The sequence below is a fragment of the Enterobacter sp. ku-bf2 genome (genome assembly GCF_001742765.1).
Taxonomy (GTDB): Bacteria; Pseudomonadota; Gammaproteobacteria; order Enterobacterales; family Enterobacteriaceae; genus Enterobacter; species Enterobacter quasiroggenkampii.
Genome location: NZ_MDVW01000018.1, coordinates 252,890 through 267,083, shown reverse-complemented (window position 1 = coordinate 267,083; position 14,194 = coordinate 252,890). Strand labels below are relative to the sequence as shown.

13 protein-coding genes are annotated in these 14,194 nt (G+C 55.8%); 7 read left to right on the top strand and 6 right to left on the bottom strand.

Annotated features, from left to right (window positions below; all coding sequences use genetic code 11):
* Positions 1-7 precede the first annotated feature (7 nt).
* The 5 genes from BFG58_RS16315 to BFG58_RS16295 all read left to right on the top strand — a co-directional run bounded on the left by BFG58_RS16315 (position 8) and on the right by BFG58_RS16295 (position 5,302).
* Positions 8-724 carry a DUF1120 domain-containing protein gene (locus tag BFG58_RS16315; RefSeq protein ID WP_069720133.1) on the top strand — a complete coding sequence of 239 codons (717 nt, stop codon included), beginning with the start codon at positions 8-10 and terminating at the stop codon, positions 722-724.
* 82 nt (positions 725-806) lie between these two features.
* On the top strand, positions 807-1,496 hold the full coding sequence (locus BFG58_RS16310; RefSeq protein WP_048028575.1) for a fimbria/pilus chaperone family protein: 690 nt from the start codon (positions 807-809) through the stop codon (positions 1,494-1,496).
* A gap of 63 nt (positions 1,497-1,559) precedes the next feature.
* Entirely contained in the window at positions 1,560-3,926 is a 2,367-nt protein-coding gene (locus BFG58_RS16305) for a fimbrial biogenesis usher protein (protein WP_254665205.1), read from the top strand.
* On the top strand, positions 3,917-4,480 hold the full coding sequence (locus BFG58_RS16300; RefSeq protein ID WP_069720131.1) for a hypothetical protein: 564 nt from the start codon (positions 3,917-3,919) through the stop codon (positions 4,478-4,480). Before BFG58_RS16305 ends, BFG58_RS16300 begins: the two co-directional genes overlap by 10 nt.
* 117 nt (positions 4,481-4,597) lie before the next feature.
* A complete protein-coding gene (locus tag BFG58_RS16295; RefSeq protein ID WP_045907742.1) occupies positions 4,598-5,302 on the top strand; it encodes a DUF1120 domain-containing protein in 705 nt (234 codons plus the stop codon).
* A gap of 43 nt (positions 5,303-5,345) precedes the next feature.
* Here BFG58_RS16295 and deoD read toward each other — a convergent pair whose 3' ends face one another.
* From deoD to deoC, 4 genes are all read right to left on the bottom strand, one after another.
* On the bottom strand, positions 5,346-6,068 hold the full coding sequence (gene deoD, locus BFG58_RS16290) for a purine-nucleoside phosphorylase (protein ID WP_045907741.1): 723 nt from the start codon (positions 6,066-6,068) through the stop codon (positions 5,346-5,348).
* A 103-nt stretch (positions 6,069-6,171) separates the two neighbouring features.
* Positions 6,172-7,395: a phosphopentomutase gene (gene deoB, locus BFG58_RS16285; RefSeq protein ID WP_014882457.1), complete on the bottom strand. Its 1,224-nt coding sequence runs from the start codon at positions 7,393-7,395 to the stop codon at positions 6,172-6,174.
* Between the two features lie 53 nt (positions 7,396-7,448).
* The gene (gene deoA, locus BFG58_RS16280) at positions 7,449-8,771 is read right to left on the bottom strand and encodes a thymidine phosphorylase (RefSeq protein WP_024908263.1); all 1,323 of its coding nucleotides are present in this window, start codon (positions 8,769-8,771) and stop codon (positions 7,449-7,451) included.
* A 108-nt stretch (positions 8,772-8,879) separates the two neighbouring features.
* Positions 8,880-9,659: a deoxyribose-phosphate aldolase gene (gene deoC, locus BFG58_RS16275; RefSeq protein WP_069720130.1), complete on the bottom strand. Its 780-nt coding sequence runs from the start codon at positions 9,657-9,659 to the stop codon at positions 8,880-8,882.
* 262 nt (positions 9,660-9,921) lie between these two features.
* On the opposite strand from deoC, the gene BFG58_RS16270 reads away from it, so the two are divergent.
* Both BFG58_RS16270 and BFG58_RS16265 read left to right on the top strand, forming a co-directional pair.
* A complete protein-coding gene (locus BFG58_RS16270) occupies positions 9,922-11,469 on the top strand; it encodes a YjjI family glycine radical enzyme (RefSeq protein ID WP_069720129.1) in 1,548 nt (515 codons plus the stop codon).
* Entirely contained in the window at positions 11,444-12,304 is an 861-nt protein-coding gene (locus tag BFG58_RS16265) for a YjjW family glycine radical enzyme activase (protein WP_069720128.1), read from the top strand. Before BFG58_RS16270 ends, BFG58_RS16265 begins: the two co-directional genes overlap by 26 nt.
* Here the strand turns inward: BFG58_RS16265 and BFG58_RS16260 are convergent.
* Complete coding sequence (locus tag BFG58_RS16260; RefSeq protein WP_069720127.1) at positions 12,299-13,081, bottom strand: TatD family hydrolase; 783 nt, start codon at positions 13,079-13,081, stop codon at positions 12,299-12,301. The two genes, BFG58_RS16265 and BFG58_RS16260, sit on opposite strands and share 6 nt — an antisense overlap.
* Complete coding sequence (locus tag BFG58_RS16255) at positions 13,078-14,130, bottom strand: patatin family protein (protein WP_045406360.1); 1,053 nt, start codon at positions 14,128-14,130, stop codon at positions 13,078-13,080. The genes BFG58_RS16260 and BFG58_RS16255 overlap by 4 nt, the downstream gene beginning before the upstream one ends.
* Positions 14,131-14,194: the final 64 nt, after the last annotated feature.

The following is a 14,194-nucleotide window of genomic DNA, read 5'->3' as shown; positions in this document are numbered from 1 at the left end:
AATAACAATGAAAAAGCTCCTTCTCGCTACCGTTTTATCAATGGCAGCGACTGCGGTCTATGCTGAACCGACTGCAATGCTGAAAGTTCAGGGAACGCTGACCAGCGCTGGTTGCGTGCCTGAAATCAGCAACGGCGGTCTGGCCGATTTCGGCGAAGTGGGTCTGGATTCGCTTTCCTCCTCCGCGGCCTACCAGGCTGGCCATAAAGATGTGACATTCACCATCAAATGCCAGTCGGCTACCCGCGTAGGCTGGACGATCAAAGATGACCGTGCAGATTCAAATGCCGGTAAGAATAAAACATCAAGCGAGTTCCACGTGGATAACGGCACGGCGAACGGTGCTCAGGCATCCGGTAACTACCAGCTGAACGGCGTGGGTAAAACCAGCGCAGGGGAAAACATCGGTGCCTATTCCGTTGCGACCTATCTGACTTCCGTCACCGCAGACGGCGCAACGGCTCAGCCTATTGCCGCGTCTATGTACACCGGCGGCGCCATCAGCAGCAGAAGCTGGGTCAACATGTGGACCAGCGGCATCATCATGAACGACGGCACCGACGTGATGACCGTTGCCAAAACGGGTCAGCGTGCGCCAATGGCCTTCACCACTGCGGCTTTCCCACTGAAAATCGCCCTGGCTATCGCGCCAAGCAAAGATCTGACCCTGACCGACAAAACCGATCTCGACGGCCAGTCCACTATTACGCTGGTTTATCTGTAATTCAGCATGTTGCCGCAAAACTCTCCATTTCGATGGGGAGTTTTTTACTACCGTTAACCACGAAAAAATCATGACCAGAATAATGAAAACTTCATCCCTGTTTTCCGTCCTTTTATTCGCGCTTCCCACCACGCTGTTCGCCGCAGGCATGGTACCTGAAACCACGCTGCTGATGATTGATGAAGCCAACCACGGCGGCGTAATGAGCGTCAAAAATACCGACACCATACCGACTCTGCTCTACACCTCTATCAACGATATCGAAGGGGAAAATGGCGTAAAGCTCAACGTCACCCAGCCCGTTGTTCGTCTGGAGCCTGGCCAGGAACAGCAGGTGCGTTTTATTCTTGAAACCGATAAACCTCTCACGGTCGAACACTATAAGCGCGTGATCTTCGAAGGCATTCCGCCGAAGAGCAAAGATAAAAACGTGAAGGTGGGGATTAACCTTCGCCAGGATCTGCCGGTACTGATCCATCCGAAAAGTCTGCCTGTCGTCACCGACGCGTGGAAGTTACTGACCTGGTCGCTGGAAGGAAAAGAGGTTGTGGTGCGCAATACCTCCCCTTACGTCGTGCGCTTCTCAACCGCCATTACCCTACTTCCATCGCGAGCAACCGGGCTGGTCAACAAGACCTTTATCCTGCCGGGTGAAACCATGAAAGTGCAGATGGACAAGCCGATGGGTAGCGCCGATAACGCAGTAGAGTTCAGCCCCGCGAGTCGCTACGGGATTGAAGTGGATAACTACACAGCCCCCCTTAAACGCTAAAACGACAGGGATGCTTTGGTGACTGAGCTATCATTGCGCAACAGGATGCGCCGAGCGGCAGTAGTGGCAGCATTACTGCCGTCTTCCGCGTTGCATGCGTCCGATGTGGACTTTAATACGGATATTCTGGCGACACGTGGCATCAGTACCAACCTCGCCCACTATTTCTCTGAAGCTCAACGCTATCTGCCTGGCAAGCATGCCGTGCAGGTAAAAATAAACGGCATTGAAAAGGGCAGCCTCGCCGTCAAGATTGGGGACGAAGGGCAGCTCTGCGTTGATGATGATTTCATCAGCGCCGTGGGGCTTTTACCGCTAAATATCAGCGAAAAAGAGACGTGTCATGACCTGCTCAAAGACTACCCTTCAGCCACGATCAAGCTCATGCCCAACACCGAGTCACTGGAGATCTTCGTTCCGGCAGAAGCCATGGATAACGGGTTCTATGCCGCCAGGTTTTACTCTCACGGCGGCGTTGCGGGCCTCATTAACTACAACGCTTTCACCAACTACAACGAATATGGCAGCGGTGGCAACAGCACGTTTTCACAGGGAAATATCGGCACCGGTATTAACATTGCAAACTGGACGCTGCGCAGTAACTACATCCTGACGGACGATAACGGCACCCGCAGTGCCGAGAATCTTTACACCTACGCTGAGCACGTTTTTGAAGAGAAAAAAATGCGTGCGCAGGTCGGTCAAATCAATATCAACTCCGCCCTGTTTAGCGGCGCGCAAATTACCGGGGTCCAGCTCATGCCTGAAACCGGTCTTCAGCCCAATATTCAGGTCACGGAAGTCTCTGGTATTGCCCGTACAAACCAGGCTCGCGTAGAAGTTCGTCAGTCCGGTCAGGTTATCTATTCTTCGCTGATCAATGCCGGTCCCTTCACGCTGCCGGACGTACCGGTTTTGCGCAGCAATGTCGACCTGGATGTCAGCGTCATCGAAACCGATGGCTCAACAACCCATTTCACCGTGCCCTCATCAGCCCTCAACGTCATCGGGAGCAACCGTGCCGAGGGGTTAAATCTGGCACTTGGTCAGGTTCGCGACAGTGGCGATGAAAAGAACTCTCCCTGGGTGTTCACCGTGTCTGACGGTACGAGCCTGACTACACGCCTGACTGCCGTTGGGGCAAGCGTGCTGGCCGAGAAATATCAGTCTACCGGTGCAAAGCTCGACTGGTCCGTCAATGAAAACTGGCTCATTTCACCCAGCGTGTTGCTGAGTCAGTCCCGCTTTTATGATACGCAGCGGGGCAGCAAGTTTGAGCTCAGCAGCAATATTTTACTCCCCGCGCAGCTGACGCTTGGGCTCAGTGCTTCCCAGTATAACGGCGACTTTCGTGAGCTCACCGAAGCCATGGACGAAGAATCGCAAAGCTATGAAAACGCATGGAATACCAGCCTCAGCTGGAACAACGAATACATCGGCTCCCTCTCTTTACAATACAGCGCGAACTCTGGCGATGAGAGCAGCGGTGACTCACGCTATCTGATGGCCTCGTGGAGCAAAAGCCTGGGGCGTACTTCGCTGTCCGTAAACTGGCAACACGCCATGAGCAATAGCGAAACAGAAAACAGCACCAGCAACAATGACGATCTCTTCTATGTCAGCCTGATCGTCCCTCTGGGCGACGATCGCGTCAGTACCTACATGCGTACTCAGGGTGAAAAGCAAAACTATGGCGTCCAGGACAGCGGTTCTGTCGGCCGAAACCTCAACTACAACATTTCTGCCGATCGCGATAATCAGGACAAAAGTGATTCCTTTAACGGCAATATAACGACCAACCTGCACTATACCCAACTTGGGCTGTCTGCCGGTCTGAATGACGGAAACCAGCATAACTACAGCGCATCGTTAGGGGGTGGCATTGTCATGCACCGCCATGGCCTCACCTTTGCCCCCTTCCCGGTGAAAGAGACCTTTGGCATCGCAAGGCTAAGTGAGCCGGAAAGCGGAATAGAAATCACCACACCCGATGGCACCGTCTGGACAGATTACTGGGGGCAAGCCGTCGTTCCCGGGCTCAGAGAGTGGCAGAAATCACAAATTGTGATCAATACCAGCTCGCTGCCGCAGGGGATGGATTTATCAAATGGTATCCAGACCGTGTCCGCGGCCTACGGCTCATTTGCCCAGGTCGATTTCCAGGTGCTGAATACCCGTCGCGTGATGCTGAAGGTAAAACATGTCAATGGCGGCTGGCTCGAAAAAGGGCTAAGTATCGTGGACAAAGACAGCAACTATATTGTCAGCGTGATGGATAACGGCAGCGTGTTTATTTCTGATGCCTCGACGACGCCGGAGCTGTATGTAGTGGACGACAATATGACGCGTTTATGCCAGATCCACTACACGCTGAATGAAGAGAAAGATAAAGACGCCTATTACGAAAAAGCAGAAGGAACATGCCAGTGAAAATAGTTAACGTGATGCTGAGCGGTCTGACATTATTTTTCGCCTCTCAGGTATTCAGCGAGGAGTGCCAGATGACCCTTTCTCAGCCGACCGTCTCGTTTGGCCGATTCAAACAGGACGATATTGCTGCCTCTCTGAAAAACTGGAATCGCATGCCCGCAAAAGAGGTGATGATCAACGTGTTTTGCCCTCAGCCTCAGTTCATGGCCCTGTTCATGCAGTCCGCATCTGGCGCCAACGGCGGCGTGCTGTTTGGGCAGGAGGGACGGCTGGCGCTGGTCGCGAACAACATGACGGTAGACGGACGCCGCTACGATCTCGTCAAAACCACCGACCGGGTAAAATTTACCTCATCAGACAGCCCCAAAGAACATGTTTTCCTGAAAAACAACGACGGCATCATTGCTCGCCAAAACGCGACACCGGTTCAGGGCAAGCAAATGAGCGTAACCATAAAACTTATACCCATCATTAATAATAACCAGCTGCGCAGAATTTCCGATAATACCGACCTGGAAAGCACCCTCGCCTGGGAATTATTAACAAGCGAGTAAAAGAATTCACCTTCGTATTCATTTTTTGGGTGAAGAGTAAGAAGAAAAATAAACCTTTTAAATTATGGATCCGTCCATTCAATTTAATATTCATTACATCTATGTTAAGGATTAACCATGAAAAAGAGTCTCCTTGCCGCCGCACTGGCACTGGCAGCGACCTGTGCTCATGCGGGTGACACAGCGGTACTGAAAGTCAAAGCGTCGCTGACAGGCAATTCCTGTACGCCTGAACTCAGCAACAATGGCGTGATCGATTTCGGTACCGTCCAGGTCGGCGATCTCTCTCAAACCCAGGCAACCCAGCTGGGTGAAAAGGGTCTGACACTTACGATCAACTGCCCAACGCCGACTAAAGTGGGCTGGAGCATCGCGGATAACCGCGCAGACACCAACGCCAGCACCGGCAGCAGTTCCAATCTGAAGGTGATGAATGCGACGTCTAACGGTGGCGAGCTGCGCGGCAGCATCTCGACCTTTGGTCTGGGTAAAACGCATGACGGTAAGAACATCGGCGCATACTCAGTGTATACCAGCACCGGTGACGTCACGGCGAACGGCGCAACGGTTGAGCCTATCCGTACTGCGCTGTCTGCAGGTACAAGTATGGGCCGCTGGCAGAAAGCCAATGGTGGCACCATTGCGAACAAAGACCTGGGTCTGATGAGCGTGGCATCTGCCGGTAAAACCGACCCGATGGCGGTGACCAGCGTCTCTTTCCCGCTGAACGTCTCGCTGGCAGTGGAAAACCTGAAGAAGCTGTCTCTGACGGAAGACACCGAGTTTGATGGTCAGGCGACGATCAGCGTCGTGTATCTGTAAGAAGTTAAAATGCCGGGCAGCGAATGCCGCCCGGCAGACAACATTACGCTTTATCGCCCAGCAGAACGGATTCCAGCGCGATTTTGATCATGTCGTTGAAGGTGGTCTGACGCTCAGCGGCAGTGGTCTGCTCATGAGTACGGATATGGTCGGACACGGTGCAGATGGTCAGCGCTTTCGCACCAAACTCAGCCGCAACGCCGTAGATACCCGCCGCTTCCATTTCCACGCCCAGAATGCCGTATTTTTCCATCACGTCGAACATCTCGCCGCCGTCTGGTGCATAGAACAGATCGGCAGAGAAGAGGTTACCCACGCGCGCGTCAACGCCCAGCGCTTTTGCCGCGTCAACCGCGTCACGCACCATGCCGAAGTCAGCGATTGCCGCGAAGTCATGGTCTTTGAAACGCATGCGGTTTACTTTGGAATCGGTGCAGGCACCCATACCGATAACCACGTCGCGCAGCTTAACGTCCATACGCACCGCGCCACAGGAGCCCACGCGGATGATTTTCTTCACGCCGAAGTCGGTGATCAGCTCTTTGGTGTAAATAGAGCAGGATGGGATACCCATACCGTGACCCATGACGGAGATTTTGCGGCCTTTATAGGTACCGGTAAAGCCCAGCATGCCGCGTACGTTATTCACTTCGCGCACGTCTTCGAGGAAGGTTTCTGCAATGTGCTTCGCGCGCAGCGGGTCGCCCGGCATCAACACGACGTCAGCGAAATCACCCATTTCTGCATTAATGTGAGGAGTTGCCATCTTCAGTTCCTTTTACATTGTTGTTTTTGCCGGGTGGCGGCTATGCCTTACCCGGCCTACAAAACCGTAGGCCCGGTAAGCGAAGCGCCACCGGGCAATGACATCAGAACATGGCCTTGCCATATTCCATGTCAGACGTACCAAAATATTTCGCCAGGGTCTGGCCGATGTCCGCGAAGGTTTCACGGTGACCCAGCGAGCCCGGCTTCACTTTCGGGCCGTACACCAGCACCGGAATGTGCTCGCGGGTGTGGTCGGTACCGGTCCAGGTTGGGTCACAGCCGTGGTCCGCGGTCAGGATCAGAATGTCATCTTCACCCACCAGCTCCATCAGCTCCGGCAGACGGCGGTCGAACAGCTCAAGACCCGCAGCATAACCCGCGACGTCGCGACGGTGACCCCAGGAGGAGTCGAAGTCCACGAAGTTGGTGAAGACAATGGTCTTGTCGCCCGCTTCTTTCATCTCTTTGATGGTGGCATCGAACAGCGCATCGAGACCGGTCGCTTTGACCTTTTTGGTGATGCCGCAGTTAGCGTAGATATCCGCAATTTTACCCACGGACACCACGTGACCGTCTTTCTCATCGACCAGCTTCTGCAGCACGGTTGGCGCCGGCGGCTCAACGGCCAGATCGTGACGGTTACCGGTACGCTGGAAGTTACCCGCTTTGTCACCAATAAACGGACGCGCGATCACGCGGCCGATGTTGTAGCCGCCTTCGGTCAGCTCTTCGCGGGCGATTTCGCACAGCTCGTAGAGTTTATCCAGGCCAAACGTCTCTTCGTGGCAGGCAATCTGGAACACGGAGTCAGCAGAAGTGTAGAAAATCGGCTTGCCGGTTTTCATATGCTCTTCGCCGAGCTGGTCCAGAATCACGGTACCGGAAGAGTGGCAGTTGCCGAGGTAACCCGGCAGGTTGGCACGCTTCACCAGCTTATCGAGCAGCTCCTGCGGGAAGCTGTTCTCGTGATCGGAGAAGTAACCCCAGTCGAACAGCACCGGCACACCGGCGATTTCCCAGTGGCCAGACGGGGTGTCTTTACCGGAGGAGAGCTCGTGCGCCCAGGCATAGGCGCCCACGACTTCCGCGTTGCCGTCCATACCGGCTGCGATTTTACCGGTAGAGCCTTCATGCGCTTTCACCAGCCCAAGGCGGGTCAGGTTAGGTAGAGTCAGAGGGCCTTTACGACCGTTATCCGCTTCGCCTTTCGCACAGGCTTCCGCGATGTGACCCATGGTATCGGAACCCACGTCACCAAAACGTTCTGCATCTTCGGTTGCGCCGATGCCGAATGAGTCCAGCACCATAATAAATGCACGTTTCATAATTGTTCTCCGTACGTAGTGCTTCAAAAATTATCGATCAGATCAGTATACCGCTATTCGGTGATACGGCGATAGACAGTCGGTGTGGTTTCCGGTGCTTTATCGTCAAGCGTGATGGCCGCTTTCACCGCTTTCGCCGCTTCCTGCCAGCTGGCTTCGTCTTTGGCGTGGATCACCGCCAGCGGACGTTGGCCGTCAACGCTGTCGCCCAGACGGGCCATATCGGTAAAGCCGACGCTGTAATCAATGGTGTCTGAGGCCTGACGACGACCGCCGCCCATTGAGACCACCGCCATGCCGAGGGCACGGGTGTCCATGGCGGAGACAAATCCTTCGCTATCGGCATACACCGCTTTGCTGAGCGTCGCGGTGGGCAGGTACTTCGCGTAATTTTCGACGAAGTCGGTCGGGCCTTTTTGCGCCGCGACCATGCGGCCGAAGATCTCCGCCGCTTTGCCGTTGTCCAGCACCGCCTGCAGCTTCGCGCGGGCGTCGGCGTCGTCTTTGGCGAGCTTGCCGGAGATTAACATCTCAACGCACAGCGCCATGGTGACGTCGAACAGGCGCGGGTTACGGTATTCCCCCGTCAGGAACTGGACGGCTTCACGCACTTCGACGGCGTTACCGGCGCTGGAAGCCAGCACCTGGTTCATATCGGTGAGCAGTGCGGTAGTGCGCACGCCTGCGCCGTTGGAGACGCCAACGATCGCTTCGGCCAGCGCCTCAGAGAGTTCATAGGTTGGCATAAACGCGCCGCTGCCTACCTTCACGTCCATCACCAGCGCGTCCAGCCCTTCTGCCAGCTTCTTCGCCAGGATAGAGGCGGTGATCAGCGGGATGGAGTCAACGGTCGCGGTGATGTCGCGGGTCGCGTAGAAACGCTTGTCTGCCGGAGCAAGAGAGCTGGTCTGGCCGATAATCGCCACACCAACGTCTTTAATAATGTCGCGGAAGCGGTTGTCATCCGGGAAGATATCGAAGCCCGGAATGGCTTCCAGTTTATCGAGCGTACCGCCGGTGTGGCCCAGGCCGCGCCCGGAGATCATCGGGATGTAACCGCCACAGGCTGCCACCATTGGGCCGAGCATCAGGGAGGTCACGTCACCCACGCCGCCGGTGGAGTGTTTATCCACAATCGGGCCGTTAAGGTTGAGGCTTTTCCAGTCCAGAACGGTTCCTGAATCTCGCATCGCCATGGTCAGCGACACGCGCTCAGGCATCGACATATCGTGGAAGAAAATGGTCATCGCCAGAGCCGCAATCTGCCCTTCTGAGACGGTGTTATCACGAATGCCGTTGATGAAGAAGCGGATCTCTTCGTCGCTTAATGCATGACCATCACGTTTTTTACGAATAATTTCTTGTGCGAGAAACACGGTAACCTCCATGCGGAATCGGGGGAATTGTGGCGGGTGGCGCTACGCTTACCCGCCCTACGATCCTGTAGGCCGGATAAGCGAGGCGTCATCCGGCATTGTTGGCAATCAGTAGCTGCTTGCGCTCTTACCGTCGCCGTGACCCAGCGCCTTCAGCAGGCTGGCCAGCAGGCTGGACGCACCGAAGCGGTAGTGACGGGAATCGGCCCAGTCGGCGCCGAACAGCTCGTCGGCAATCGCCAGGAACTGCTGCGCGTCTTCGGCGGTACGCACGCCGCCCGCAGGTTTGAAGCCTACGGTTTTGGACACGCCCATGTCGCGGATCACTTCCATCATGATGCGCGCGCTTTCCGGGGTCGCATTTACCGGCACTTTACCGGTAGAGGTTTTAATGAAATCCGCACCGGCTTTGATGGAGATTTCAGAGGCTTTACGAATCAGCGCCTCTTCTTTCAGCTCGCCGGTTTCGATGATCACTTTAAGCAGCACGTCTGCCGCCGCACACGCGTCTTTACAGGCCTTCACCAGGTCAAAACCGACCTGCTCGTTACCGGCGATCAGCGCGCGGTAAGGGAACACCACGTCAACTTCGTCTGCACCGTAGGCAATCGCCGCGCGGGTTTCTGCCAGCGCAATCTCGATATCGTCGTTGCCGTGCGGGAAGTTAGTCACGGTTGCAATGCGCACGTCCGGCGTGCCCTGCTCTTTCAGCGTTTTACGGGCAATCGGGATAAAGCGCGGGTAGATACAAACGGCTGCGGTGTTACCCACTGGCGTTTTTGCCTGATGGCACAGGGCGATGACTTTCTCATTGGTGTCGTCATCGTTCAGGGTAGTCAGGTCCATCAGTTTCAACGCGCGCAGGCTGCTTGCAGTTAAATCGGTCATAACAATCTCCAACGGCAGTGCCGTATAAATTTTACCTTGCGGGTCTGTGAGTATTCTAACATCCACCCGCATCCACACTTCGACATTCATCACAGTTAATGAAAACTGCGTACAAATTTGCATTACTGTAATGAGATCTTCTTCAAACTTTAGTGCGCAAATTGCCGACTAAAGCAGCAATACCCCCAGTGGGATCAAAAGCGCCAACAGGCAGGCTTTCTACAATCCGTTCATCATCCGCAGAACATTCAAGGAAGCGAATATGCCTCACTCCAGCCCCGACGCCCTGCAGCAACGTTGCCAGCAAATTGTGACAAGCCCGTTGTTAACCCCGGAACAAAAACGTCATTTTCTGGCGCTGGAAGCGGAAAACAACCTGCCGTATCCGGCACTTCCTGAAGCTGCGCGCGCCGCGCTGGACGAGGGGTTTATCTGTGACATGTTCGAAGGCCATGCGCCTTACAAACCCCGTTACGTTCTGCCGGATTACGCAAAATTTCTGGCTAACGGTTCAGAATGGCTGGAGCTGGAAGGGGCAAAAGATCTCGACGATGCCCTCTCGCTGTTAACCATCCTCTACCATCATGTTCCATCCGTCACATCGATGCCGGTCTATCTCGGCCAGCTTGATGCGCTGCTGCAACCGTATGTTAGAATTCTAACACAAGAAGAAATCAATAGCCGAATAAAACGTTTCTGGCGCTATCTTGACCGTACGCTGCCGGATGCCTTTATGCATGCCAATATCGGGCCGGAAGATACGCCCATCACCCGTGCCATTCTGCGTGCCGATGCAGAGCTGAAGCAGGTCGCGCCGAACCTGACCTTTATTTATGATCCAGAGATCACCCCGGATGATTTACTGCTTGAGGTGGCGAAAAACATATGTGAATGCAGCAAACCGCATATTTCTAATGGCCCGGTGAATGATAAAATTTTCACAAAAGGCCGTTATGGCGTGGTGAGCTGTTACAACTCCCTGCCTCTGGCTGGCGGTGGCAGCACCCTGGTGCGTCTCAATCTCAAGGCCATCGCCGAACACAGCACGACAAGTGAAGACTTCTTCAGCCGCGCCCTTCCGCACTACTGCCAGCAGCAAATAGCCATCATTGATGCCCGCTGCGATTTCCTGTATCAACAATCCGGCTTCTTTGAGAATAGCTTCCTGGTGAAAGAGGGGCTGATTGATGCCGATCGGTTTGTGCCGATGTTTGGCATGTACGGTCTGGCAGAAGCGGTAAACGTGCTCTGTGAGAAAGCAGGCATCGCGGGACGTTACGGAAAGGATGAGCAGGCCAACGCGCTGGGTTATCGCATCAGCGAACAGCTTGCGACGTTTGTCGAAAACACGCCGGTGAAACACGGCTGGAAGCAGCGCGCGATGCTTCATGCGCAGTCGGGGATCAGCTCCGATTCGGGCACCACGCCGGGCGCGCGCCTGCCCTACGGTGACGAGCCGGATCCCATCAGCCACCTGCTGGCGGTGGCTCCCCATCACAAGCACTACTCTTCCGGGATAAGCGATATCCTGACGCTGGATGAAACGGTAAAACGCAACCCGCAGGCGGTGGTCCAGCTGTGCCTGGGCGCGTTCAGGGCGGGTATGCGCGAGTTTACCGCCAACGTCGCGGGTAACGATCTGGTGCGCGTCACCGGGTATATGGTGCGGCTATCGGATCTGGAGAAATATCGGCAAGCAGGGTCGAGAACGAACACCACGTGGCTGGGGGAAGAGGCCGCACGCAATACCCGCATTCTGGAACGTCAGCCGCGCGTGATTAGCCATGAACAGCAGATGCGCTTTAGTTAGTCAGGTCATTCCTTTTTCCTGCGTGGACGGGCCGGGCAGCCGCCTGGCCCTGTTCCTGCAGGGCTGCAACCTGCGCTGTAAAACCTGCCACAACCCGTGGACGATCGGCCGCTGCAACGACTGCGGGGACTGCGTGCCCCACTGCCCACACGACGCGCTGACCATTCAGGCCGGGCGCGTCTGGTGGCAGGAGAGCGACTGCCAGCAGTGCGACACCTGCCTGCACCTGTGCCACCAACAGGCGACGCCCATGGCGCACCGCCTGAGCGTGGAGGAGATCCTCACCCAGGTCCGCAAATCCGCACCGTTTATCGAAGGGATCACCGTAAGCGGCGGGGAAGCCACAACGCAATTGCCGTTTTTAGTGACGCTGTTCACCGCGATCAAAGCCGATCCCGCCCTGCGTCATCTGACCTGTCTGGTCGACAGCAACGGTTTGTTAAGCGAAACCGGCTGGCAAAAGCTGCTGCCGGTACTGGATGGCGCGATGCTGGACCTGAAAGCATGGGGGAACGAACACCACCGCTTCCTGACCGGACGCGACAATCCGCAGATCAAGCAGAGTATCCGCTGGCTGGCAGAACGCCACCGTTTGACGGAGCTCCGCTTGCTGGTGATTCCGGGGCAGTGTGATTACCTGGAACATCTGAAGCCGCTGACGGCGTTTATCCACGGGCTGGGAAACGTGCCGGTACGCCTTAACGCGTTTCATGCGCACGGCGTATACGGTGAGGCGGCGTCGTGGCGTAGCGCCACGCCCGAGGACGTTGAACCGCTGGCGCGGGCGCTGGAAAAACAGAAAATAACGGTGATTCGCCCGGCGCTTTATCTATAGCGTGATGCCAAATACCGAGCGCGTATTTTCCAGCAGCGCATCGGCAATTACCTCTTCCGGCTCCTGTCGCAGTTCACACAGGGTGGTGAACACGCGCGCCGCCTGTTCCGGGCGATTCGGCTGTCCCTGAAAACCATTCAGCGGCATATCCGGCGCGTCAGTTTCCAGCAGAAGCGCCGACAGCGGCAGCTGTGCCATCACGTCACGGGTTTTACTGGCGCGCGGATAGGTGATGGTGCCACCTACACCAATTTTGTAGCCCAGTTCAATGAAACGCTGCGCCTGCTGCAGGCTGCCGGAGAAACCGTGTACGACGCCCCTGCGCGGCAAATCGATGCGCTTCAGGTGCATTGCCAGCTTATCGTGCGTACGTCTTGAATGGAGGATCACCGGCAGATCGTGACGCTTCGCCAGCCTGAGCTGCGCGTCGAGGATCGTCTGCTGGCGCTCAAAATGCGGATCCTCGCGATAAAGATCGAGGCCGATCTCCCCGATGGCGACAAGCTTGTCCCCTGCGGTCCGCAGGATCTCATCAAGTCTCTCAATGTGCTCATCACGATGCCGCTCAATCACGATCGGATGCAGGCCGAGCGCCGCATAGAGCGCGGGGTGCCGTGCAGCAAGATCCAGCACCCGGGAAAAGTACGCCGCCTCCACTGACGGCACAATAATGGCCTGAACGCCTGCGTCAGCCGCTTTCGCAATACTGTGTTCTTCATCTCCCGTAAACGGTGGGAAATCAAAGTGGCAGTGGGTATCGATAAAGCGGTGCGTCACGCCAGATCCTCGTTATCCAGTAAAGCGTCATTCGCCTGCGGAATGTCCACCAGGGGCACCGTCAGAGCGTCGTTGGCGACAATCGCAGGCGGCGTAATAATGCGTTTATGGCGATGAAGCGGCGGTTGCTCCGCCAGCATTTTCCCCACCGTCGCCAGGAAGTAGCGTCCGCACAGCCGTCCCGTTTTGTAATCCATGCGCAGCGCAGGGACGCGGCTGCCCAGCGCCATGCTCAGCAGCGGCTTAGGCGGATAAATTTCAAAAATACGCAGCTTACCCGGCGGCTTTTCAATGAAACGTTGCATCGCGCCGTAGGTGGTTTCATGCTGCTTCGCGATGTTCACCAGTGGCTGCAGGCTGCTGTCGCCCAGCCAGCGCTCCATCCGCTTAAACCACTGTGGGGTGTAATACATTTGCGACGGTACGGTACGGATCACCACAATGGTTTTCGCCCCGCGACGGGCGGCTTCCTGCACCGGCACGGCGTCACTGATCCCGCCGTCCAGATAGCTAATGCCGTCCAGCAGCGCACCGGTACGATAAAAACCGGGAATGGCGCTGGAGGCGCGGATGATGTCCAGCCAGTTATCTTTCTGAGGCGAAAAATAGCCCGGCGAATAGTCATCCCCCCGGCTGGCGCACATCCAGAATTCTTTACCGCTATCAAACAGGCGGGCCGCGGTGTCCATGGCCAGCGGCATCTGGCTGGAAGTTGATTCCAGCAGCCAGTCGAGGTCGATCAGGTTACCGCCGCGCACAAAGCGCACCGGATTAAAAAATTCTTTCGCCGTGGTGTAGCGCATGATGACCTTTCGCGCGTATCCGGGCTGGTTACAGACATAGGCAGAAAGATTCTGTGCCCCGGCAGACGTGCCGAAGTACAGGTCAAACGGATTGAACTGCGCGCGCATAAACTCATCCAGCACGCCAGCGGTGAAAATGCCGCGCTGTCCGCCACCCTCGCAGACCAGCGCGAGTTGACCTGCGCGAAACGGTTTTAACGTCAGCGGCGCAATATTGCCGAGCGTAACGGGAATTCGTTGCCCCACCTCTGCTTTCCTGTTTTGATTATTTTATAACACCACAGTAACGCACCCGACCTGTTACGCAAAT